Annotated in this window: 22 protein-coding genes; 4 read left to right on the forward strand and 18 right to left on the reverse strand. The window is 62.2% G+C overall.

Going from position 1 to position 21,461, the window contains the following annotated elements; translation table 11 throughout:
* Nucleotides 1-9 precede the first annotated feature (9 nt).
* The 5 genes from argE to AC27VU_RS06660 all read right to left on the reverse strand — a co-directional run bounded on the left by argE (nucleotide 10) and on the right by AC27VU_RS06660 (nucleotide 4,238).
* A complete protein-coding gene (argE, locus tag AC27VU_RS06640) occupies nucleotides 10-1,161 on the reverse strand; it encodes an acetylornithine deacetylase (protein WP_488723715.1) in 1,152 nt (383 codons plus the stop codon).
* On the reverse strand, nucleotides 1,158-1,835 hold the full coding sequence (locus AC27VU_RS06645) for a DUF1028 domain-containing protein (RefSeq protein ID WP_488723716.1): 678 nt from the start codon (nucleotides 1,833-1,835) through the stop codon (nucleotides 1,158-1,160). The genes argE and AC27VU_RS06645 overlap by 4 nt, the downstream gene beginning before the upstream one ends.
* Before the next feature lie 129 nt (nucleotides 1,836-1,964).
* On the reverse strand, nucleotides 1,965-2,381 hold the full coding sequence (locus tag AC27VU_RS06650) for a RidA family protein (protein WP_095136459.1): 417 nt from the start codon (nucleotides 2,379-2,381) through the stop codon (nucleotides 1,965-1,967).
* A 58-nt stretch (nucleotides 2,382-2,439) separates the two neighbouring features.
* A complete protein-coding gene (locus AC27VU_RS06655; RefSeq protein WP_226500237.1) occupies nucleotides 2,440-3,759 on the reverse strand; it encodes a flavin-containing monooxygenase in 1,320 nt (439 codons plus the stop codon).
* A 248-nt stretch (nucleotides 3,760-4,007) separates the two neighbouring features.
* A complete protein-coding gene (locus tag AC27VU_RS06660) occupies nucleotides 4,008-4,238 on the reverse strand; it encodes a hypothetical protein (RefSeq protein WP_096796409.1) in 231 nt (76 codons plus the stop codon).
* A 41-nt stretch (nucleotides 4,239-4,279) separates the two neighbouring features.
* On the opposite strand from AC27VU_RS06660, the gene AC27VU_RS06665 reads away from it, so the two are divergent.
* Nucleotides 4,280-4,648: a lysozyme inhibitor LprI family protein gene (locus AC27VU_RS06665; protein WP_003225866.1), complete on the forward strand. Its 369-nt coding sequence runs from the start codon at nucleotides 4,280-4,282 to the stop codon at nucleotides 4,646-4,648.
* A gap of 37 nt (nucleotides 4,649-4,685) precedes the next feature.
* Here AC27VU_RS06665 and AC27VU_RS06670 read toward each other — a convergent pair whose 3' ends face one another.
* The 8 genes from AC27VU_RS06670 to AC27VU_RS06705 all read right to left on the reverse strand — a co-directional run bounded on the left by AC27VU_RS06670 (nucleotide 4,686) and on the right by AC27VU_RS06705 (nucleotide 13,515).
* Complete coding sequence (locus tag AC27VU_RS06670) at nucleotides 4,686-6,815, reverse strand: TonB-dependent receptor family protein (RefSeq protein ID WP_488723717.1); 2,130 nt, start codon at nucleotides 6,813-6,815, stop codon at nucleotides 4,686-4,688.
* Between the two features lie 225 nt (nucleotides 6,816-7,040).
* Complete coding sequence (locus AC27VU_RS06675) at nucleotides 7,041-8,585, reverse strand: methyltransferase regulatory domain-containing protein (RefSeq protein ID WP_488723718.1); 1,545 nt, start codon at nucleotides 8,583-8,585, stop codon at nucleotides 7,041-7,043.
* Between the two features lie 85 nt (nucleotides 8,586-8,670).
* Entirely contained in the window at nucleotides 8,671-9,543 is an 873-nt protein-coding gene (locus AC27VU_RS06680; RefSeq protein ID WP_488723719.1) for an AraC family transcriptional regulator, read from the reverse strand.
* A 276-nt stretch (nucleotides 9,544-9,819) separates the two neighbouring features.
* Complete coding sequence (gene rplL / locus AC27VU_RS06685; protein WP_488723720.1) at nucleotides 9,820-10,185, reverse strand: 50S ribosomal protein L7/L12; 366 nt, start codon at nucleotides 10,183-10,185, stop codon at nucleotides 9,820-9,822.
* Nucleotides 10,186-10,412: 227 nt separating this feature from the next.
* Nucleotides 10,413-10,907, reverse strand: coding sequence for a PaaI family thioesterase (locus tag AC27VU_RS06690; RefSeq protein WP_488723721.1), 495 nt, complete (start codon nucleotides 10,905-10,907; stop codon nucleotides 10,413-10,415).
* A gap of 8 nt (nucleotides 10,908-10,915) precedes the next feature.
* Entirely contained in the window at nucleotides 10,916-12,073 is a 1,158-nt protein-coding gene (locus tag AC27VU_RS06695; protein WP_488723722.1) for a GGDEF domain-containing protein, read from the reverse strand.
* Between the two features lie 108 nt (nucleotides 12,074-12,181).
* Nucleotides 12,182-13,210 (reverse strand): NADPH-dependent aldehyde reductase Ahr, encoded by a 1,029-nt coding sequence (ahr, locus tag AC27VU_RS06700; protein ID WP_103521990.1) that lies wholly within the window; start codon nucleotides 13,208-13,210, stop codon nucleotides 12,182-12,184.
* Between the two features lie 56 nt (nucleotides 13,211-13,266).
* Nucleotides 13,267-13,515, reverse strand: coding sequence for a hypothetical protein (locus tag AC27VU_RS06705; protein WP_488723723.1), 249 nt, complete (start codon nucleotides 13,513-13,515; stop codon nucleotides 13,267-13,269).
* A gap of 170 nt (nucleotides 13,516-13,685) precedes the next feature.
* Here AC27VU_RS06705 and AC27VU_RS06710 point away from each other — a divergent pair, with 170 nt between their 5' ends.
* Both AC27VU_RS06710 and AC27VU_RS06715 read left to right on the forward strand, forming a co-directional pair.
* A complete protein-coding gene (locus AC27VU_RS06710) occupies nucleotides 13,686-14,330 on the forward strand; it encodes a hypothetical protein (protein WP_003225851.1) in 645 nt (214 codons plus the stop codon).
* An 86-nt stretch (nucleotides 14,331-14,416) separates the two neighbouring features.
* Complete coding sequence (locus AC27VU_RS06715) at nucleotides 14,417-14,758, forward strand: YajG family lipoprotein (protein ID WP_103484147.1); 342 nt, start codon at nucleotides 14,417-14,419, stop codon at nucleotides 14,756-14,758.
* Nucleotides 14,759-14,871: 113 nt separating this feature from the next.
* On the opposite strand, the gene AC27VU_RS06720 is transcribed toward AC27VU_RS06715, so the two are convergent.
* On the reverse strand, nucleotides 14,872-15,507 hold the full coding sequence (locus tag AC27VU_RS06720) for a TetR/AcrR family transcriptional regulator (protein WP_488723724.1): 636 nt from the start codon (nucleotides 15,505-15,507) through the stop codon (nucleotides 14,872-14,874).
* Between the two features lie 111 nt (nucleotides 15,508-15,618).
* Between AC27VU_RS06720 and AC27VU_RS06725 the strand changes: the two genes are divergently transcribed.
* Complete coding sequence (locus tag AC27VU_RS06725) at nucleotides 15,619-16,284, forward strand: O-methyltransferase (RefSeq protein WP_488723725.1); 666 nt, start codon at nucleotides 15,619-15,621, stop codon at nucleotides 16,282-16,284.
* A gap of 39 nt (nucleotides 16,285-16,323) precedes the next feature.
* Here AC27VU_RS06725 and AC27VU_RS06730 read toward each other — a convergent pair whose 3' ends face one another.
* Genes AC27VU_RS06730 through AC27VU_RS06745 form a run of 4 tightly spaced genes read right to left on the reverse strand, consistent with a single transcriptional unit; the run spans nucleotide 16,324 to nucleotide 21,416 of the window.
* Nucleotides 16,324-17,328 (reverse strand): XdhC family protein, encoded by a 1,005-nt coding sequence (locus AC27VU_RS06730; RefSeq protein WP_488723726.1) that lies wholly within the window; start codon nucleotides 17,326-17,328, stop codon nucleotides 16,324-16,326.
* 10 nt (nucleotides 17,329-17,338) lie between these two features.
* A complete protein-coding gene (locus tag AC27VU_RS06735) occupies nucleotides 17,339-18,691 on the reverse strand; it encodes a c-type cytochrome (RefSeq protein ID WP_488723727.1) in 1,353 nt (450 codons plus the stop codon).
* A 17-nt stretch (nucleotides 18,692-18,708) separates the two neighbouring features.
* A complete protein-coding gene (locus AC27VU_RS06740) occupies nucleotides 18,709-20,961 on the reverse strand; it encodes a xanthine dehydrogenase family protein molybdopterin-binding subunit (RefSeq protein ID WP_488723728.1) in 2,253 nt (750 codons plus the stop codon).
* The gene (locus tag AC27VU_RS06745; RefSeq protein WP_488723729.1) at nucleotides 20,961-21,416 is read right to left on the reverse strand and encodes a (2Fe-2S)-binding protein; all 456 of its coding nucleotides are present in this window, start codon (nucleotides 21,414-21,416) and stop codon (nucleotides 20,961-20,963) included. Before AC27VU_RS06745 ends, AC27VU_RS06740 begins: the two co-directional genes overlap by 1 nt.
* Nucleotides 21,417-21,461: the final 45 nt, after the last annotated feature.

The following is a 21,461-nucleotide window of genomic DNA, read 5'->3' on the forward strand; positions in this document are numbered from 1 at the left end:
AGCCGTGTTTCAAGCGCGGATCGAGGTCAGCATCCGCTGCAGCATCGCATCGCAGGCATCGAGTTGCGCACGACTGACAAACTCGTCCGGTTTGTGCCCCTGATCCATGCTGCCGGGGCCACAGACCACCGTGGGAATACCCGCCGCATCGAACAGCCCGCCCTCGGTGCCGAACGCTACGGTGCCGAATTCCCGTGAACCACAGAATGCCGCAATCAGCTCGGCCGCCTGACTCTGCGCATCGGTGGCCAGGCCCGGATACGCCGACAGCTCACTGAAACGAATTGCGCTGTGCTCGCTGACCGCACGCATGCGCGGCAGCACTTGCTGCTCGGCGTAGGCCTGCAACTGTTGTGCGACCTGGGTTGGATCCTGCGAGGGCAGGGCGCGGATTTCGAAGTCGAAGCGGCAATCGGCAGGCACGATGTTCAAGGCCTTGCCGCCGCTGATCACCCCGGTCTGCACCGTGCTGTAGGGTGGATCGAAGCGCGCGTCGTGATGCTCGGGCGCTTTCAGTTGCTGGCCGATACGCCCCAGCTCGCCGATCAGCTCGGCGGCGTATTCGATGGCGTTGACTCCCAGCGGTGCGTAGGCCGAATGGCAGGGATGACCATGCACGTCGCAGCGCATCGCCAGTTTGCCTTTATGGCCGAGCACCGGTTTCAGCTCGGTGGGCTCGCCGATGATGCACAGCAGCGGTTTCACCGGGCGCTGCTGCAGTTCGGCGAGCAATGAGCGCACGCCGAGGCAGCCGACTTCTTCGTCATAGGACAAGGCGATGTGCACCGGCATGCGCAGGTCTGCAGCGACCAGCGCCGGCACCGAGGCCAACACGCAGGCGATGTAGCCCTTCATGTCGGCGGTGCCACGGCCGAACAGCTTGCCGTCACGCTCGCTGAGTTCGAACGGCGCCACTGTCCACGGTTGGCCGTCGACCGGCACCACATCAGTGTGTCCGGAGAGCACGATGCCCGGTTGCTCGGCCGGGCCAATCGTCGCGAACAGATTGGCCTTGCTGCGCTCGGCGTTGTAGATCAGCTCGCACGGCACGCCGAAGCCAGCGAGGTAGTCACGCACGAACTCGATCAACTGCAGGTTGGATTCGCGGCTGGTGGTGTCGAACCCCACCAGCGTCTTGAGCAACGCGACGCTGCTGCTCATCGATCATCTCCGGCAACGCCATAGCCCGGCGCCTTGGCCGGGTCGAGGGCACGGTCGATGTAGTCCTGCAGCTGCGGCTGATAGGCATCCCAGAGTTTTTGCAACTGGCCGATCGGGTCTGCGTCTGCCCAGTCGACTCGCAAATTGACGATCGGCCAGGTCTGTTCGCCGACCACCACCATAGCCGCCGAATGCACCGGCCCGGCTTCGCCACCGAGGGCTTGTGCGGCGTGCAAGGCCTTGAGCAAGCGGTCGGCCAACTGGCCTTCGCCGTCCTCAAAGGCACTGACCATCGCCTCGATTACCGCACGCCCGGCGAGCATGTTGCCGGCGGCCACGCATTGTTCGCCGGACACGGCGTTGTGCACGCCGAGGGTCTGCGCGCCGCTGAAGTGCGCGGTCTGGCCGAGGTGGTTGATCGCGGTGATCTGCCGGTATTGGCTGTAGCCGTTGCGGGTCAGCACCTGGTCCAGCGCAGCGTCGGGCGCGTGGCCTTGCTCCATCAATGCAAGGACTTCCGGGCCGAGGGACGGCAGGGTGATGTTCTGGCTCGACACCGCGCCGACACCCGGCAGCAGCCACGGACAACGCGCGCCGACGGCGATGCTGGAGGAACTGATGGCGACACCGAACTGGCCGGTTTCGGGGCAACGGGCTGCGATTGAAAAGGTCATGGTCTAACTCCTTTCGAGGAATTTGTTGTCCTTGCGGGCCTCTTCGCGAGCAAGCTCGCTCCCACAGTTGGCATGTATTTCCCTGTGGGAGCGAGCTTGCTCGCGAATGTCGCGACTCGGTTTTCAGGGTTAATCGGGAATCACCGCCACCACATCAATCTCCATCAGCCACTGCGGCTGCCCCAGTGCCGACACCACCAGCCCGGTGGAGATCGGGAACACGCCTTTGAGCCACTTGCCGACTTCCTGATACACCGGCTCGCGGTAGCGCGGGTCGATCAGGTAGGTGGTGGTCTTGACGATATGGCTCATGTCGCTGCCGGCTTCTTCCAGCAGTTGCTTGACGTTGCGCATGGCCTGTTCGGCCTGCGCACGCGGATCCCCGAGGCCCACCAGATTACCGTCGAAATCGGTGCCGACCTGACCCCGGACATACACGGTGTTGCCGGCGCGTACGGCCTGGCACAGGTCGTTGTCCAGAGTCTGGTTCGGGTAGGTGTCCTTGGTGTTGAACATACGGATGCGGGTGTGGGTTGGCTTGCTCATGTACAGCTCCAGACTAGGTGTTCAGCGGCGCACCGGGCACCGCCGCGAAAAAGGGAAATCAAGCGTCGACGGTGCCGACGGCTTTGCTGTGAATCTGCGCATGCAGGGCGGCTTCACGCTGCTCGGCATCCTGGTAGTCGAGGTATTTGCGCTGGGTGGCGATGTGATCGGCCACGTGTTTGGCGTCGTGCCACACGCCCCAGATAAACGACGAGCCGCGCCGCGACTGCCATGGCAGCCCAAGGAAATACACCCCCGGCTCGCTGGACACGCCACGCTGATGCTGCGGTTTGCCCTTGTCGTCAAACGCGGCGACCTGCAGCCAGGAATAATCCACGGCGAACCCGGTGGCCCAGATGATCGAAGTGATTCCGGCCTTGGCCAGATCCAGATCGAGCAGCGGATTTTTCACGCACTCGGGATCCGCATAGGTTTCGCGTGCTTCGGGTTCTTCCGGCAGGTCGAGACCGTTGCGCTCGATGTAGGCATCGGCGGCATCCAGCAGCGCCAGATAGTTCTCGTCACCGCGCTTGAGGTTGTCGCGCAGGTCCTGCTTGAAGGTCACCACGCCGTTATTGAACGACTCGGTCACGCCGACCAGCGTCATGCCGCGATGGGCCAGACCACGGAAGTCGATGGTGCGCCCGCCATGCGCGCCGCTGACCGCGATGGTCACGTGCTCCCGACCGGGTTTCATCGCCGCCTGATCCCACTCGCCGAGCACCCCCAGCCACCAGCAGAAATCACGGTTGCGATAGGCACGCGGCGGACGGTCATGTGCACCTACCGACAGGTACACCTGCTTGCCGGAGCGCTGCAGTTCATCGGCGATCTGCACGCCTGACGAACCGGCGCCAACCACCAGCACTGCGCCTGCGGGCAGTTGCTGCGGATTGCGATAGTCGGCGGAGTGGATCTGCAACAGACGCGGGTCTTGCGGCGCAATCGGCGGGATCACCGGGCGCTGGAACGGGCCGGTCGCCGCGACCACGCGGCTGGCCTCGATCACTCCTTCGGAAGTCTCAATGGTGAAGCCCGGACGCCCGACATTGCGCACCACGCTTTTGACTTCAACGCCGGTGCGGATCGGCGCGTTGAATTTCTTCGCATAGGCTTCGAAGTAGTCCGCCACGCGCTCCTTATGGGCGAAACCGTCGGGATCGACATCATCGAATTCCAGCCCCGGGAAGCGGTCGTGCCACGCCGGACCGTTGGCTACCAACGAGTCCCAGCGCCCGGTGCGCCAGCGTTCGGCGATGCGGCTGCGCTCAAGCACCAGGTGTGGCACGCCGAGTTTGCTCAGGTGCTCGCTCATCGCCACACCGGCCTGTCCGGCCCCCACGACAAGCGTGTCTGTTTTTATTATTTCAGTGGTCATTTCTACATCCTTCCTGGCAAGGCAAGTGGATTCGGATCGCTTCAGGCTTGTCCGTTTTGCTTGCGGTCAGACTAGGCAGGAGGGGGGTATCGGTAAAATATTATTAAGCTGGGATGTGAATACAAATTGCTGAAGCAGAAGGGGCGAAGCCAGTAAAAACGCGGCTTGCAGGACAGGGGGAGGGTTGTCCCGGGCAGGAAAACCCGGGACAGGAAGGTGAAAATTCACTCTTAGAGGGGGGAGTCGCGTCAGTTACCGTCGGCGACCTTGCGTTCGATCGCATCGGTCTTACGCTTGAGTTCCTCGGTGTCCTGTTCCATGACGCGGGTGGAGGTGGGGGTAATCACCTCGTCTACGGCGCGGGTGTCGTCGTCGCTGTCCTGCAGATCGCGGTTCACCACATCCACCGGTTTGCCCGAGGAGTCGAGCGGTGGCGCGTTATGAGGTGTTGCAGGCTTGATATCGTCGGTGCTTTTCATTTTTCATACCTCCATTGACCTACAACGTTGGATACGAAGCCATGACGGGAGTTCGAGAAATTTCACGGGTGACCGCAGCCGCCCTCGGCTGCGCGCTGCTGATCGCTGCAAATTCGACGCAAGCCGCCAGTTTCGACTGCGACAAGGCCAAATCCATGGACGAAAAAGCCGTCTGCGCCAACCGCGCCTTGAACGACCTGGACGTCACCATGGGCGAGCTGTTCAGCCTCGATAAACGCCTGCTGCCGATGGGCGGGCGCGATGCTCTGATCGGCGAACAACAGGCCTTCCTCAAAAGCCGCAAGGCCTGTGGCGCGAAGCTCGATTGTTTGACCGATCTGTATCAGAAGCGGGTCGTTGCGCTGCGCAGCATCATCGAGACGCGGGTGATGACGCAGGGGCCGTTTTGACCCGCTGCGTTTTGCTGCTGCTGGTCAGGTCATGCCGTCAGAGCAAACTCCACGACACCCCGACATAAACCCCCAGCCCTTCACCCGGCGTAGACCGCGCCGCATCCAGGCCCTTGTCGTCATACCCCGGCGTGACCGTCGCGGCGTAGTGCTGGTTGGTCAGGTTGCGCAGGTCCAGCCAGGTTTGCCAGTCGTTTTTCGGCGCGTTGTAGCCGACGGTGGCGCCGAACAATGCGTAGGGATCGGCGTAGTAGCTGTTGGCGTAATCCACCGCGACCTTGGACACCAGTTGCGTATTGACCGCCGCGAAGAAGCCCTGCGGCCAGTCGTGGCGCAGTTCGCCCTGGTAGTAGTGCATCGGCAGGCCGGGCAGACGGTTGTCGCCGAAACGCTGGTCGTCGCGGTAGTGGAAATCGCTGAAGGTGTAGGCCTGGCGCAGGCTCAATTTACGTCCGTCGGCCGCTGACCACAGTGTGCTTTGCAGGCTGGCTTCCACGCCTTGGTGCACGGTGGGGCTGGCGTTGAGTTCGTACGGGGTGACGGCGTTGGCGTCCGGCAGTACCGAAAGCAATTCGTGGCGCACCTGCGCGTAGTACCACGCCAGGCTCCACTGGCCGAGTGCGCTGTCGCCGCGGCCGCCGAGTTCGAGGGTGGTTGCGGTCTGGTTTTGCAGTTTGATCGGGTCGCTCTGGGTGCCGGTCGCCGCACCGTTGCCGGCGGGGAAGCGGATGTTCGAGCTGTAGATCAGCGACCACGGGTGCGGTGCCTCGACTGAGCGGCTGAGGTTGCCGAACAGTTGCAGATCCGGCGTGACCTGATAGCGCAGGCCCAGACGCGGGGCGTAATCCCAGTCATTCAGGCTGGTTTTGCCGCCGCTTTGCGGGTAGGTGACGGCGCTTTCGCGGCGGGTGTAGATGGCGGCGAGGCCGGTGGTCAGCCACAGGTCGTCGGCGAGTTCCAGGTCGTTGCCCACATGCAGCACGGTGTCCGAACCCTGATAGGTGAAGTTGCGCATGCGTGTGCCCGGCACATACGCGGCGGTGTTGCCGGACGGGATGCGCACGAATTCACTGGCGCCGTCGTTGGGCAGGTGTTTGGTGGTGCGCAGGCCCACGGTGCTGCGGCTTTCCATGCCGAACACGGTGTCGCGGCGCTTGTAGTCGAAGGTGCCGCTGACGTCGGTGTAGGCCACTTTCAGACGGTTCGGGCCTTCGCGCAGGTCCATCGGGTAATCGTGATAGACCAGGCCGGTCTGGATGCTCGAATCGTCGTCGATGTAGTAGGTGGTCTTGTTGCCGATGAAGGTGCTGCCCGGTTGTTTGCGGCTGTCGTCGCGCGACACATAAGCCGGGTTGGCCGCCCGCGGATCGTGCTCGATCGAGTGCTTGGTCACGCGACCGGCGAGGTCGTTGTCGGTCTCGCGATAGCGGATATAGAAGCGGGTGTCCAGGTTCGGATTGAAGCGATAGCCGAAGTTGGCGATCACGCCTTTGCTCTCGCTGGCGGTGTGATCCTGATAGCCGTCGGCGTTCGAGTCGGTCAGCGACACGTAGTAATCGAAGTCGCCCAGCACTTGTCCGGAGCTAACTTGCCGCTGCTGATAACCATGGCTGCCGGTGGCATAACGCACCTGCAGTTTCGGCGCGTCGTAACCGGTGTGGCTGATGTAATCGACGGCGCCGCCCAGCGCCAGGGCGCCGCGATCAAAGCCGTTGGCGCCGCGCAGCACCTCCACATGGTCGAGCCACAGCGGTTCGAGCAATTCGTAGGGCGTGCCGCCGGGGCCGGTCAGCGGCAGGCCGTCGAGCAGGGTGTACAGCCCGGAAGCGTGCGCGCCCGGCGCCCGGTTGATCCCCGAACCACGGATCGAAATCTTCACCCCTTCGTTGCCCGCCGACTGCGCGTAAACCCCCGGCTGATACGCCAGTACGTCCTGATTGCTCGCCACACGACCCTGCAACGGTTGGCGCATGTCGACCACGTTGCTGCCGCCGGGCACTTGCGCCAGGCGCGCTTGGGCCTCGGCGACGGAGGCATCGGCGCCGCTTTGTTCCTCAGCCGAAATCAGCACCTGCCCCAACTCCATGCCTTTGGGTTCCTCGGCCATGACCGGGCAGGCGAGGGCCAGGCCCAACAGGGCAGAGGGCAGGGATTTGGGCGACGGCATCGAGAAACTCCAGACAGACAGGAACGGGCAATGAACAGTGCGACGCAAGAAGGAACGATGGAAACACATGGCAATTTTGCTTTTTTTGCCGGGGAGCGAGGTGACAGTAGCGGCGTGGATTTTTCAGGAGGCGGCATTAAACGCCGTAAATGCAGGCGGCTGGCCGCTTTCGATCACGGCCAGTCGCACGGTTTGCCTGCACGTCAGCCGACGCGCATGGAAGGATCAGGCAATTTTCAACGCCATGAGAATATCCAGCGGTGTCTGGGCAAATGCCCGCGCCTGTTCGGTCATCTCGGCCAGGTTTTCTTCGGGCGTGAGCAGCGGCTGGTCACCCTTGAGCAGCACTTCGCCCTGATCACCGATGACGGCCCATGCCAACTGCGCCCACTCGCTCGGTTGTGTCATGCCTTGCTTGATCGAAATCAGGAACAACTGCTGCACGCGGCTGATCGGTACGCCACCGCCGGTGACCGGACTGGCCAGCACCTGAATGTTGTTGTTGAACAGCGCGCGTTTGCACAGTTGCAGGTTGAGAGTGTCGCAACGTTCCTGCACCTGCCTTTCGGCGGCTTCGCTCTGGCACGGGGCGGCGACGCCCATGCCGATCAGCACGGTGACAGCCTGCACCAGGTCGTCGTAAGACACGGAGCCGACGGCCATCGACAACTGCTGCAGGGTTTTCGGTGCGTAAGCACTGGCGGCGAGCGCTTCGAGCACCGGGCTGTAAATCTCTGTTTGCAGCGCAGCCTCGCCGGCGGGACCAGTGACCGTGTCGGGAATGCTCTCAATCGCTTGCAGCAGGACAAAACGCGTTCTCAGCAGGCCATCGCGCTGCTCGGCAGCAGACAGCCGATTGGCGCCACGTACGTACAGATCCCGGCGGAAGTTCTGATTGATGAAATAGTCGCGCGCCTGTTCGCGCATGATCGGGTGCTCGATACCTTCCAGAAAGTCCATGCCCTCTGCACTCAAATTCAGCGGGGCCACTGTGTCCAGCGGCACGGCCGTGGTGGCGTAGTCGAGTTTGGCTGCGGTCATGGCGTCGACCACGTCAGTGAAGTACATGCAGTCCCAATTGCGGTTGAAGTACTCATGGGCCACGTACTGACGATTCTGGCCCTTGATGCTCTGCAACTGGGCACCCAGGGCCGGCGCCGCTTTGGCGTACTTCGGATTGGCCGCCAACAGCGCTTCGGAAAACTGCATCGCGGCATCGATGCGCTTGGCCGGGCTGGTCGAGGCCTGGCTGGCAAAGCGGTTGTGCAGGCTGAACAGATTGCGCAAGGGTGCCGAAGGTGACCAGCCCGGGAAGCAGTTGTAGCTGACGTACAACATGCCCCCTGGCTTGAGGTGGCGCCGGGCGAATTCGACGATCAGTTTCTGGTTGTCACGGCTGACCCAGGTCCAGATGCCATGCAGGCTGATGCTGTCGAAGGCCGGCAGGTCATTACGGGCCAGCAACTGCTCGAAGCTGTCGTCATACAGTCGTGCCTGGCTGTTCCAGTCATTCGCCAGCGCAATGGCATGCGCGGCCTGGGACGGTGTGAAGTCGGTGCCGACATAGTTGCCCGGGTTGGCGGCGGCGTGGATGTTGATTGAAACACCCTGGCCGAAGCCCAGTTCGCAGTGGTAACCGCCGGTATCTTCGAGGGTGGCAAAACCGCGCAACAACAAACAATAACGCTGGAACACCGGGTTGATTTCCCGGCTATACGAGTAGGTGTAGCCCTCGTCGGTGAAATACCCTTCGTTCCAGGCATTGCTCATGTTTACATCCTTCAATTCGCGAGTGAGCCGCTCTTATAAAGGGTTGTCATTACGCACCACAAGCGGAAAAACATGTAAGTGAATCTTACGATTGCAAAGGCACATAGATGTCCGTCTGCCATTGCTCCTGCGGGGTCTCGGGATACACGCTCAGGTAATGGAAAAACAGCGGATGATCGCGCAATTCCTCACCGCTGGCCGGCAACCAGTCACGGTAGACCGGATAGATGGTTTCGCCGATATGATCCGGCGAACCGACGTGCCGCACCACCACGCAACGTCCACCGGGAATGACGAGTTCCCGCACGCCGAACGTATTGGGTGCTACCGGCTCATCAATCTCGCCACAGATGGCGAAGCGAAAATCCTGCGCCGCAGTGGTGTCGGGGTTGTTGTAGGGAATGCCGAAGGTGCGACTCGACGCCACGGGCGACTGCCCGCTTTGCATGCGCCAGGCGATGAATTTCTGCACGCTTTGCTGAACCTCCCCCGGTGCGCCGCAGTGCTCAAGCGCAGCGACGCGCACGGTCGGGAAATCGACGATTCGTGTTTGCATGATGACGCTCCTGGAAAAATGAGGGATGGCAAACACCGCATTCCAGATCTGCCAGTTCGGTTGCTTCCTGAAGGCACTCGGCGTCATGCCGAAGTCACGTCGGAACGCTCGACTGAACGCTTCCGGACTTTCGAAACCGGCGCCAGACGCGACATCCAGTATCGAATGCTCCGGCTGCGCGGCCAGCCGATGCGCAGCCCGGCGCAAGCGCATCAGCTGCACATAGCGCGACACTGGCACGCCAACGAAGGCGCTGAATTGCCGATGGAAGTGAAACACCGAAAAGTTCGCCAACTGACTCAACGTACTCACCGAGAGGTCGCCTTCGAGATGCGCGTCGATATAGGCGAGTACGGCGTTGAAGCGCCGGGTGTAGGCGCGCTGGGTCGGCAGGTCGGACACTGGGTGGAGACTCCTGGAAGTGCGGTCGGCTATAGCCTCGTCGATTTTGGCGTAGGCGCGCCTAGCCGGGTTTGCTCAGCGTATGCAGTAATCGCGCAATTGCCTGGCGCACCTTGCCATGCACGTCACGCATCGCGCCGGTCAGGAGCAGTCGTCGGACAGCATAACGCCCAAGGTGTTGGCGCGCTCTGGATGGTTCGAGCGGCGCACTGCCTTGGGCGTAAATGCTTGAGGAAGGGCTTTCGCTTGATTGGTAACTCGACGAGTATCATCAGGCTACTTAATCGATACCGTTGCACCTACGCCCATCAGCCTTTTGCTCAGGGCGTCGGCGTCATCCTTTGAAATGCCCTCTTTTACTGTAAAGGGAAGGTTTTCCACAAAGTCTTTTGCTTCTTTCAGGCCCTGCCCAGTGATCTCTCGAATTTGTTTTATGACTGCAACCTTGTCTTTACCAACAGAATCCAGAGTTACCGTGAATTCAGTCTTATTCGAAATGCCGGTAGATGAGTCCGCCGGAGCTGTGGTATTCGGCACCGGTATAGTGACTCCAAACTTTTCCTCGAATGCTTTAACCAGATCGTTCAGATCCATTACGCTCATTTCTGCCATTGCTGCGAGAATATCTTCTCTGAGAATCATGGGGCTTTCTCCTGTAGTGGTGACTTAATCTTCACTGCTTACCGGAGACCTGACACCTGTTAGAAATTACAGTTTTTCAGATTGTTTAATCATTACCTCTCAAACCAAAAAAACTAACCATTGGAGTTGCTGAGCTGGCTTCTTGCGCGTCGCATCGAAGATTCATATCCAGCGGTGTTCCCTATAGGAGCTTCCGTAGGCTGCTCAGGAGGCGGGGGAGTGGGGATTCAGCGGCCGTGTGCCGCATCCGCCAGTTGCCCGGTATCAACCCGCACGAACACCGAATCACCCACCGCCGTCAGCACCTCCCCGGCGTACACTTCGCAGATCACCCGGGTCTTGCGTCCGACTTCGCCTTCGACCCTGGCGCGCAAGGTCAGGGTGACGCCCATCGGCGTGGGTTTGATGAATTTGATGCCGAGGTTGCCGGTCACGCAGTCGATGCGCGGCAGGCTGCCTGGTTCACGTTGTTCATGGCGGTAGTGCCAGGCCATGGCGGTCCAGTTGGAATGGCAGTCGATCAGCATCGCCAGCAGGCCGCCGTACACCAGGTCCGGCCAGCCGCAGTATTTGTCGGCCGGCAGATGTTCGGCCATGACGTGCACGCCGTCCTCGTGCCAATAGCTTTTGACGTGCAGCCCGTGGGGGTTGCGGCCGCCGCAGCCGTAGCAGACGCCTTCGGGGGCGGCGAGGTCTTGCAGGGGCGTCTCGGAACGGGTCATCGGTCTGGTCATCCTGAAGTGGTAAGCCCGGTCAGGCGCAGGCGGTTGCGGCCGCCGCGCTTGGATTCGTAGAGCGCGGCGTCGCCTTGCTCGATCAGTGCCGCGAGGCTCGCCGGCGGCTGGTTGAACAGGGTGGCGCCGATGCTCAGCGTCACCGGTTCGGCGGTGGGGAAGGTCTGGGCGGCGTTGCGCTGGAACTGATCGCGCAGGGCGTCGCCCAGTCTGACGATGTGATCACTGGGCGCGTTGCTCAGCAAAATCACGAACTCGTCACCGCCCAAGCGCGCGGCCAATGTCTCATCGGTGGTCTCGGTGCGAATCATTTCGCTCAAGGCGACGAGCAAACGGTCGCCGGCGCTGTGACCGTACTGGTCGTTGACCAGTTTGAAGTTGTCGATGTCGATCAGCAGCAGGGCGCCGGGATGCGCCGGGGAGACGTCCTGCAGCAGGCGCGGCGCGCGCACGTCGAGCGCGCGCCGGTTGTACAGGGCGGTCAGCGGGTCGCGGGCGGCCAATCGGGCGATCTGCTCTTCGCGCCGGTAACGTTCGGTGCCGGTCATCGACAGCGCGATCAGCATGATCGCCATCGCGCCTTCGACCAGCGAGATCTGGATGATGACGCCACGGAACGCGGCGAGGTCGATCAGCGTCCCCGGGATCATCACGGTCATTGCCTTGGCCACATAGAACATCCCATGGCCCAGCAGCACGTAGCGCAATTGCACCGCGCCGACGCTCAGCGATTTGCCATGCGGGCGCAGCAGCAGACTGGCCTTGAGCGTCGAGGCGGCCACCAGCAGCGAGTTGGCCGCCAGCATGACTTTCGACCACAGCGGCCCGTCCGGCAGCAACAGCATCACCAGCCAGCAGACGAAGATCAGGTACCAGGCGCGGGACAGGCGAATCTGGGTGAAGCGCGCCACGCCGAGTAGAAACAGGAAATGCGCGGTCACCAGCAAGCCGTTGGCAAACCAGATGCCGACCAGCAGAAAGCCGTTGCTGCGTAGCAGTGCCAGGGTGGAACCGACGGTAATCGTGGCGAAACCGGCGCTCCAGAACAGCAGCGAAGGCTCACGAATGCTGCGCCACTCGACCGCCAGATACAGCGCGGCAGCGGCAGCGAGAGCGATCGAGATGGTCAGCATCGTTGGTGGATCGAGGAGCATTTCTTGAAGCGCCTGTCTGAGGGGGCGGTTAGACGGGCGATTGTAAGCGTTCGGGGCTGTTTTGGCAGGAGGTGCGGCGGCTGCCCTCGCAGGCGCCGCACAGGATCGTCACTGACTGGCGTCCAGCACCACGCGATAGCGCGCCTTGCCACTGCGCAGATGATCGACGGCCTCGTTGACCTTGCTCATGGGAAACATCTCGACCTGCGGCAGAATCTGATGCCGGGCGCAGAATTCAAGCATGGTCGCCATGGTGCCGGGCGAGCCGACCGGGGAAGCGGACAGGGATTTCTGCTGGGGGATCAGATCGAACACATGCACCGGAATCGCGTTGGGCACGATCCCGACGAAATGCAGCCGCCCATTGCCGCGCAGGGTGGCGAGCATCGCGGTCCAGTCGAGGTCGGCGTTGGCGCTGATCAGCAGGAAGTCGAGGCTGCCGGCAATCGCTTTCAGCGCCTGGCTGTCAGTCGAGGCGACCACGTTATGCGCGCCCAGACGCCTGGCTTCATCCTGTTTGTTCAAGGACGAGGTAAACGCAGTGACTTCGCAGCCCCACGCGTTGAGAAACCGCAGCGCCAGATGACCGAGGCCACCAATGCCGACCACGCCGACCCGGTCGGTGGGTTTGACGCCGAACTGCAGCAACGGGTTGAACACGGTGGAACCGGCGCAGAACAACGGGCCGACCATCGCCGGATCAAGATTGGCCGGCACCGGAATCGCCCACGCCCAGTGCGAACGCAAGCGATCGGCAAAGCCGCCGTTGCTGCCGATAATGGTCGGTTGGGCGGTGCCGCACAGTTGCTGCGAGCCGCTGATGCACGACGAACAATGCATGCAGCTGCCCTTGTACCAGCCGATGCCGACGCGCTGGCCGAGTTCGAGGCCGCGCACTTGCGGACCCATGCGCACGATTTTGCCGACCACCTCGTGACCCGGCACGAACGGGTAGCGGCTGATGCCCCAGTCGTTGTCGATCAGCGACTGATCGGAGTGACAGACGCCGCAATATTCCACCGCGACTTCCACGTCCTCTTCGCCCAAGGGGCCGGGATCGTAGCTGTAGCGTTCCAGCGGGGCACGGGCGGCGGTGGCGGCCCAGCCGTTGAAAGTTGCAGGTTCGCTGTTGCTCATGGGGGACACCTCCGGTTCGACTGACGGGACATTGGCAGCCCGGCAAGTCTAGTCGGTCATCGCTGTGGCGCGAGCCAGGTGTCGACGATCCGCCGATCCAGTTCTTCCCAGTAGGCCATACCCAGCACGCGCGTGGTGTTCAGCCCGCGCAGATAGCCGCGCAACTGGTTGGCGGTATCGCGCTTGAGCTGCGCATTGGTGATGTCCTTGTCCAGCAACACGCTTTCGTACTGCACCAGGTATTCGGCCACCCGCTCGCGAAAGTCGGGCAAAACCGCGTCGCGGATCAGGTCAAAGGTTCTCAAATCGACGTCCTCACTGTTGTTTTAGTCATTAGGGATGAGCGTGCATCAAACTTTATCGTCGGTAACTATCGCTAGAAGTAATAGTGACCATCACGAAACGCAAGTTCAGCTTTGCATTCAATAGGCGGAAAATCGCTTTCATTGAACACGCAGCTCAAGGAAATTGCGCGATGAAGACACTGACCCGACTGGCGCTGATCGCTCTGCTGATGAGCGGCGTGGTAGCCACGGCACCGTCTTACGCAGACGACGCCTGTGAGTGTCATCTTCAACCGATCGCCGGCAGCAGCGCGACCTTGCAGCATTCACAGACCGTGGGTGTGCTGTACAGCGAAAACACCCGGGAAAACCTGCAGTACCTGACGCGTTACCACGACATGGCGCTGCACGGTGCCAAGGATGCGCTGGACTCGCGGATTCGTGCAGCGTTTGTCCGCAGCTCCGATCCGGAGCTGGCCATCGACTGGTTGCTCAGCTCGCTGCAGCGTCAGTTCATGTCGGTGACCGTTTACGACAACCTTGATGCATTGATTCTGGCGCATCCGGATATCGTGGTGAAACTCGACACCTTCAACCGCTTGCTGACCCAGCAGAACAGCCTGTTCGAAGCGCACTTCATCGCGCGTTTCTACGATGCCGACCTGCAGTACATCGGCAAGGCCGAGGGCTCGGTGGAGAAACAGATCCCGTCGGTCTGGGTCCACGACAAAGCGGCGCAAGAGATTGCCGCGCAGATCGAGAAACAACGTGACCTGCAACTCAATGCCTTGAAGCAGTTCGACGCCTCGCTCAAGGCGCTGGTGGCTTCCAGCTGAACACTCAAAACCAAAAGGGCAGCGGCGGCGCCGTGACGCTGAACCGCTGCCAGTTTAACCGGACCTTTATTTTCAGGATTACCCCGATGCGTGCTTTGTTTGCCCCGACCCTGGCCGTTGCCTCCTTGCTGCTCGGCGGTTGCGCCTCCGCACCGAACGACCCGACGCTGACCTTGCACACCAACAAGACCCCGGCGCAATACGCCGATTGCGTGGTGCCGAAGCTGCAGGGCAGTGCGCTGAACCCGACCGTCTCGCAAACCCAGCGCAGCTACCGGATTGTGGTGCCGAGCAAGGTGTCGGCAGACAACGTGCTGGAAGCCTACAAGGCCGGCAGTGGCGGCAAGGTGTTCATCTACGAGCGCCATTTGCTGGCCTCGAATTTCCTGCCGTCCAGCTTTGAACGCGCCGCCCAGGATTGCATCTGACCCGGCTGCGCAAACCGTTTTAACCGAGCTCCTTTGGTTGGCCGCAACCAACCAATACTTTGCCCCGCACCTCATTCGGTTGCGGGGCTTTTTTTTGCTGGAGTTTGTGTGGTTCAGGCGACTTGATTCAGCGCCACTATGTAGGCACTGAACATGTCCGCCAACCCATCGGCGAAAGCCGTGATTTCCTGATCGCTGCGTGCAGTGCCGGAAAAGTCTTTGCCCACCGAACTGAGCGTGGTCAGGATCAGATCACAAGTTGCGGTGCGGCTTGCCTCATCGACATCCGGCAGCAATTGCAGCATGAACTCGGCAAAGATCTGCCGTCCGGCGGCGCGCACTTCGTGGGCCTCGGGCGCATCGCGGTACAGCGGCGCCGCGTCATTCAGCGCACCGCGCATCTGCGCTTCCTCGCACTCCGAACGAATGAACGCCTGCACCAGTGTGCGCAGGCGCGTCAGTGGCGGCTGTTGCTGATCTTCGAGAATTCGCTGCAGCATCTGCGTGGTCTGCAGCCACTCATCGCTCTGTAAACGAAACAGGATCGCCGCCTTGTTGGGGAAGTATTGATACAGCGAACCGATGCTCACGCCAGCCTTTTCCGCGACCCGTGCGGTGGTGAATCGGGTCGCGCCATGCTCGGTCAAAACCTGAATAGCCGCCTGAAGAATCGCCGCGACCAAGTCAGCCGAGCGTGCCTGCTGCGGCTGTTTGCGCGAGGAAATACGGGCGGTCTGACGATTGCTCATGGGCGGCTCGGGCCTCGGGGGAAACGCGAATAGCGGATCGAGTGAATCACTCGCATCATTTAAATGCGACGAATCACTCGCATCTTAATCCCCCACTGACGGAAAGCAATCATGACCACCCTGACTTCTGAGCCATTGGCCAGCCTGATCGAACGCCTCTACAGCCAAGCCAGCGCTGCCACCAGCCCGGTACTGGAAACGGTGTCGGGCGAGGAGCGCGAGCGCCTGATGCACAGCAAGACCGAGTACCTGAAACTCTACGCCATGCTCAAGGACCTGTGGCTGCCGGTCTCGCGCGACACCGGCAAACTGCTGTACATGCTGGCGCGCAATACCAACGCCAAAGCGATTGTCGAGTTCGGCACCTCGTTCGGCCTGTCCACTCTGCACCTGGCGGCGGCACTGCGCGACAACGGTGGCGGCGTATTGATCGGCAGCGAATTCGAATCGTCGAAAATCGCCCTTGCACGCCATCACTTCATCGAGGGCGGCGTCAGCGATCTGGTGGAAATCCGCGAAGGCGATGCACTCGTCACCCTCGCCAGCGACCTGCCGCCGTCAGTCGACTTGCTCCTGCTCGACGGGGCCAAGGCGTTGTATGGCGACGTGTTGAAACTGGTGGAAAAACACCTGAAACCGGGCGCGCTAGTGGTGGCGGATAACACCAACTATTGCCCGGAATATCTGGCTTATGTGCGCGCGCCCCAGAACGGTTACCTGTCGGTGCCGTTTGCTGATGACATCGAGCTGTCGATGCGATTGGGTGATTACCCGTAAGCCTCGAAAGGCCCTGATGATCGCTATTGTTCCAGTCAGTCAGGCTTCCTGCGCCTTGGATCTGGCGATTGAAAACTCTTTCGGCAGGCTGGCGCCATTCTTCGCGGCCAGGATCTCGGCCATCACGCTGACCGCGATTTCCGCCGGTGTCTTGCTGCCAATGTAGATGCCGATCGGCCCGTGCAGGCGCTCGAGTGACGCTTGGGTTTCACCAAAATGCTCGATCAGACGTTCGCGACGCAGCTGACTATTGCGCCGCGAACCGATGGCGCCGATGTAGAACGCCGGGCTGTGAAGGGCTTCGAGCAGTGCCAGGTCGTCGAGTCGCGGATCATGGCTCAAGGCGACGATGCAGGTGCGCAGATCGACCGCGAAGTCGCGCACCACGTCATCGGGCATGCCGATGATCCGCTCCACGCCGTTCACCGCCCAAGTTTCGATGTATTCCGCACGTGGGTCGCAAACCGCGACCTTGAAGCCGTTGAATAGCGCCATGGTCGCCAGATACTCGGCCAGCGCGCCGGCACCGATCATCAGCAGCCGATACCCCGGCCCGAGGGTATTGAGCATCTGTTGGCCGTTGAAACTGAATTGCTCCGGGGTTGCCGTGGCTTGCAGTGTGACCTGACCGTTATCCAGTGCCAGGCAGCGGCGCACCAGTTGCCCGGCATCCAGTTGCACCAGCAGTTGGTCCAGCACCTGCCACGACGGGTTGAACTCGAGAATCAGCTCAAGCGTGCCGCCACAGGGCAAACCGAAACGATGCGCCTCGTCGGCGCTGACGCCGTAGCGCATCACCTCGGGCGCAGCGTCCTTGAAGCCACTGCTGCCATGCGCGGTGGTGTAGCGATGGATCAGGTCGTCTTCGATGCAGCCGCCGGACACGCTGCCGACCACGCGGCCGTCGTTACGCAAGGCCATCATCGACCCTGTCGGGCGCGGCGAAGAGCCCCAGGTCCGCGCCACCGTGGCGAGCAACACTCGCTCGCCGGCGGCGAGCCAGTCCCGCGCGGTGCGCAGGACCAGCAAGTCGATGCTTTCCATCAAAGTTCCTCTAACGCATTTGCAGGATGATCGGGCTGCTGCTGGCCGGATCGGTGTGTTCACGCAGCTTGTTGACTGCCTGCGCTTCAGCGGCACCGCCCTGATTGCCCCAGGTGCTGCGCATGAAGGTCAGCACTTCGGCGATCTCTTGATCCGACAATTGCTCACGGAAGGCCGGCATGCGATAGGCGTCCGGCACTCCGGCGGCCACCACCCGCTGCGAACCGTTGAGGGTGATGTTGATCGCCGAAGCACTTTCCTTGGCCAGTGCCGAGGTGGCGCCGGCCAGCGGTGGCATCCATTCCGACTGCCCCTTGCCGTCGAGGCCGTGGCACGAGGCGCAGCGCGTGACGTAGGTATGAGCACCGGGCGCGTCCAGACGTTCCGTCGCCGAAACCGCTTGGTACTGCCAGGGTTGGCCGTCGCGCTGAGGGTCCCCCGGCAATGACTTGAGATAACGGGCAATCGCGGTCAGATCGTCATCGCTCATGAACTGCGTGGAGTTGTTGAACGCCTCGGTCATCGAGCCGTAAACCACCGCATGTCTGTTGCGCCCGGTCTTGAGGAACTGCACGATCTCCGGCTCGCTCCAGCGGCCCAGGCCGGTGTTGTGGTCATCCCGCAGGCTCGGCGCGTACCAGCCATCGAGCAAGGCGCCGGCGAGGAACGGCGTGGCGGATTCATCCAGGGCCTTCTCGTTGAATGCCAGACCGCGCGGCGTATGGCAACTGCCACAGTGTCCTGCGCCTTGAACGAGATAAGCGCCGCGATTCCACACTTCATCCTGCGACGCTTTGGCCACGTAAGGTTCGGTATCGGCAAACACACCGTTCCACAGCGCAATCGGCCAGCGCAGGTTCAACGGGAAAGGAATCGCGCTCGGGATATTCGCCTGCTTGACCGGTGCCACGCCTTTCATGAAAAACGCGTAAAGCGCCCGCACGTCGTCGTCACTGAGCTTGGCGTAGGACGGGTAGGGCATCGCCGGGTACAGACGGCGACTGTCGGGTGCCACGCCGTGGCGCACCGCACGGTCGAAGTCCGCCAGGCTGTAGCGACCGATGCCGGTTTCCGGCTCCGGGGTGATGTTGGTCGCGTGAATCGCGCCCAGAGGTGTGGCCATTTCCAGGCCGCCAGCGAACGGTGCGCCGCCCGGCACGCTGTGGCACGCGACGCAATCGCTGAGTCGGGCGACGTATTCGCCACGGGCCACCAGCGCCGGGTCGATATCGGCCACGGCGAGGGGTTGGTGTTCAAGCGGCGAGACAGGCTCGCGGGTGACATACCAGGCCAGCAGGCCTGCCGCGACCAGGCACGGCACTGCCAGCCAGCCAGCGGTTCTTGCGAATCGGCGGTTATTCATGGACGCTCCGGCGCTGATCAAGTGAAGGTGTGTCGGCTCATGGGCAGGCTGCGCACCCGTTGCCCGGTCAGCGTTGCCACCGCATTGGCGACAGCGGGCGCGACGGCGGGCAGCGGTGGTTCGCCGATGCCGCCCATTTTTTCCCCGCTCTCGACAACACGCACGTGGACCCGAGCCATCCGCGCAGGCGGCAGGATCGGATACAGGTCGTAGTTGCGCGCGCGCGGTTTGCCATCAATCCACACGGCTTCCTCCACCAGCGTCTGCGAGAGGCCCAGCGCCACGGCGCCATTGACCTGCGCTTCGACAATCGCCGGATTGACGATGCTGCCGGGGTCGATCGCCTGCCAGATGTCGTGCACCTTGACCTGACCGTTCTCGATGGAGACCTCGGCGATCACCGCCGTCTGGGTACCGAACGGCGACGCCATCGCCACGCCTCGGGCACGTTTGCTGCCGTCCGCCGCGGTAAACGGCCCACGCTTCCAGCCACCCGACAGCTCGCCCACTGCTTGCAGCAGCGTGGTCAGTCGACGGTTGTCGCGCAGCAGATGCAGGCGCAGTTCGAACGGGTCCTTGCCGCCCTTGTCAGCCAGTTCGTCAAGGAACGATTCATAGAAGAAGTCGTTGAGCGAATTGCCCACCGAACGCCAGTAACCGAGCATCGCCGGGCCTTTGGCGTAGATCTGCGCGATGCGCTTGTTGGGGATCGCGTAGGACTTGCCCGATAACCCTTCAAGCGCCGTCGGGTCGAGCTTTTCACCCTGTTTGCCGGCAAGCGCCTCGGTCGGACCTTCGGTGGCGCTGATCGCTTCGATCGCCAGCGGCCAGCCGTCGTTGTCCAGCGCGGCGCGGAAATTCACGGCGGCTACGGGACGCAGCACGTCGCGCAGGAACTCTTCCTCGCGGCTCCAGATCAGTTTGACCGGGCGGCCAACCGCCTTGGACAACTCGATCGCCTGCGGGTAGGGGCTGGCGGCGTCGTAGAGGAAATGCCGACCGAAGAAGCCCCCGAGCAATGGCGAATGCAAGGTAATCCGCGACGGGTCCAGCCCCGTGCGTTTGGCGATGTCCGCAAGGAACATGTCCGGCGCCTGATTCGGCAGCCAGACTTCCAGCGAACCATCGGGATTGAATCGGGCCAGCGCCGACGGCGGCTCCAACTGGCCGTGGTTCAGGTACTGGTTGTGGTAGGTGGCGTCGATCCGGGTCTTGGCACTTGCCAGAATTGCAGCCACGTCGCCTTCATTTTCATCATCCTTGGCCGGGCCTTTGTCGTCAGCCAGGCGCTTGAGCCAGGCATCGCTGGAAAAGTCAGCGGGCATCGAGCGTACTTTGCTGTCGGCCGTGGGTTCCCGCCAGTCGACCTGAATCGCCTCCACTGCACGTTTGGCGTGCCACCAGCGCTCGGCGACCACGGCCACGGCACCCGGCAGACGATGCACGGAATGCACGCCTTTCATCGCCTTGACCTGCTCTTCGTTACGCAAGTTGCCCACGGTCATCCCCAAACGTGGGGCATGTTGAACGGCGGCGTGGAGCATGTCGTCGACCTTCAGGTCGATGCTGTAGAGCGCCTTGCCCGTGGACTTGTCGTAGGCATCGACGCGCTTCACCGGTTTGCCGATCCAGCGGAACTGGCTCGGATCACGCAGCTGCACCGAGGCCGGATCGGGAACCGGCAGATCCATGGCGTGCTCGGCCAGTTCGCCGTAGGCCACCGAACGCCCGGACTTGGCGTGCACGACTTTGCCGGGTTCGGTGCTCAGTTCACCCACCGGCACCCCCAGTTGCTGCGCGCCGGCCTGCAGCAGCATGGCGCGGGCGAGGGCGCCGAGGCGGCGCATCACCGGGTAACTCATGCGCACCGACATGCTGCCGCCGGTGATGCGCATACCGTTTTCCATCACCACATAGGCTTCGCCGGGCGGCGCGGCTTCCACCAGGAAAGTCGCCGGGTCGGCATCCAGCTCTTCACCGACGATCTGCGCCATCGCGGTGAACGTACCTTGTCCGCCTTCCATGAACGGGCAGAGCAGGCGCACGCGGTTGTCCGGGCGGATTTCCAGAAACGCCGGGACTTGCGTGCCGCGCTCGGCAGTCGCGGCCGCCACGGCAGCTTGCACCCGAGTCGCACCCAGCGGCAGACCGAAGCCGAGCACCAGTGCGCCGACGGCGGTGCCGGCCAGGAAACGTCTGCGCGACACGTTGATCGGTTCGTGCAGAGCCAGTGCCGAGGCTTCCTGAGCAGGATCGATACGCACGTTCATCAGGCGTCTCCCTTGCCGGCCAGCTCATGCACGGCGGCATGGATGGCGTTGTACGTGCCGCAGCGGCACAGGTTGACCATCGCCGCTTCAATCTGCGCGTCACTCGGCTTGGGGTTATGCTTGAGCAGCGCCGTGGCGGCCATCACCTGTCCGGACTGGCAGTAACCACACTGGGCGACCTGCAGATCGACCCAGGTCGAGACCACTCGTTTGCCCACTTCATCGGCCTCGATCGCCTCAATGGTGGTGACCTCGCGGCCAACCACGCCGGCCACCGGCGTGACGCACGAGCGCACCACGTTGCCGTCCACCAGCACCGAGCAGGCGCCGCACTGCGCCAGTCCACAGCCGTATTTGGTGCCGGTCATGCCCAGGTCATCGCGGATCACCCACAGCAGGGGCGTATCGGCGTCGGCATCGACCTGATAGGTTTTCTGGTTGATTCGTAGTTCCATGGTTCACCCGCTCGATCATCGGTTGACGTGCATTTTTATAAGCGG

The sequence above is a fragment of the Pseudomonas sp. 14P5.3.2 genome (assembly GCF_057799175.1).

What these genes read in the sequence shown, in the direction of transcription:
- argE (WP_488723715.1), bottom strand. Translation starts at nt 1,161, where the DNA reads ATGAGCAGCAGCGTCGCGTTGCTCAAGACGCTGGTGGGGTTCGACACC.
- AC27VU_RS06740 (WP_488723728.1), bottom strand. Translation starts at nt 20,961, where the DNA reads ATGAACGTGCGTATCGATCCTGCTCAGGAAGCCTCGGCACTGGCTCTG.
- AC27VU_RS06720 (WP_488723724.1), bottom strand. Translation starts at nt 15,507, where the DNA reads ATGAGCAATCGTCAGACCGCCCGTATTTCCTCGCGCAAACAGCCGCAG.
- AC27VU_RS06735 (WP_488723727.1), bottom strand. Translation starts at nt 18,691, where the DNA reads ATGAATAACCGCCGATTCGCAAGAACCGCTGGCTGGCTGGCAGTGCCG.
- AC27VU_RS06745 (WP_488723729.1), bottom strand. Translation starts at nt 21,416, where the DNA reads ATGGAACTACGAATCAACCAGAAAACCTATCAGGTCGATGCCGACGCC.
- rplL (WP_488723720.1), bottom strand. Translation starts at nt 10,185, where the DNA reads ATGATTCTCAGAGAAGATATTCTCGCAGCAATGGCAGAAATGAGCGTA.
- AC27VU_RS06715 (WP_103484147.1), top strand. Translation starts at nt 14,417, where the DNA reads ATGCGTGCTTTGTTTGCCCCGACCCTGGCCGTTGCCTCCTTGCTGCTC.
- AC27VU_RS06660 (WP_096796409.1), bottom strand. Translation starts at nt 4,238, where the DNA reads ATGAAAAGCACCGACGATATCAAGCCTGCAACACCTCATAACGCGCCA.
- AC27VU_RS06655 (WP_226500237.1), bottom strand. Translation starts at nt 3,759, where the DNA reads ATGACCACTGAAATAATAAAAACAGACACGCTTGTCGTGGGGGCCGGA.
- AC27VU_RS06650 (WP_095136459.1), bottom strand. Translation starts at nt 2,381, where the DNA reads ATGAGCAAGCCAACCCACACCCGCATCCGTATGTTCAACACCAAGGAC.
- AC27VU_RS06675 (WP_488723718.1), bottom strand. Translation starts at nt 8,585, where the DNA reads ATGAGCAATGCCTGGAACGAAGGGTATTTCACCGACGAGGGCTACACC.
- AC27VU_RS06670 (WP_488723717.1), bottom strand. Translation starts at nt 6,815, where the DNA reads ATGCCGTCGCCCAAATCCCTGCCCTCTGCCCTGTTGGGCCTGGCCCTC.
- AC27VU_RS06710 (WP_003225851.1), top strand. Translation starts at nt 13,686, where the DNA reads ATGAAGACACTGACCCGACTGGCGCTGATCGCTCTGCTGATGAGCGGC.
- AC27VU_RS06665 (WP_003225866.1), top strand. Translation starts at nt 4,280, where the DNA reads ATGACGGGAGTTCGAGAAATTTCACGGGTGACCGCAGCCGCCCTCGGC.
- AC27VU_RS06730 (WP_488723726.1), bottom strand. Translation starts at nt 17,328, where the DNA reads ATGGAAAGCATCGACTTGCTGGTCCTGCGCACCGCGCGGGACTGGCTC.
- AC27VU_RS06695 (WP_488723722.1), bottom strand. Translation starts at nt 12,073, where the DNA reads ATGCTCCTCGATCCACCAACGATGCTGACCATCTCGATCGCTCTCGCT.
- AC27VU_RS06645 (WP_488723716.1), bottom strand. Translation starts at nt 1,835, where the DNA reads ATGACCTTTTCAATCGCAGCCCGTTGCCCCGAAACCGGCCAGTTCGGT.
- AC27VU_RS06690 (WP_488723721.1), bottom strand. Translation starts at nt 10,907, where the DNA reads ATGACCCGTTCCGAGACGCCCCTGCAAGACCTCGCCGCCCCCGAAGGC.
- ahr (WP_103521990.1), bottom strand. Translation starts at nt 13,210, where the DNA reads ATGAGCAACAGCGAACCTGCAACTTTCAACGGCTGGGCCGCCACCGCC.
- AC27VU_RS06725 (WP_488723725.1), top strand. Translation starts at nt 15,619, where the DNA reads ATGACCACCCTGACTTCTGAGCCATTGGCCAGCCTGATCGAACGCCTC.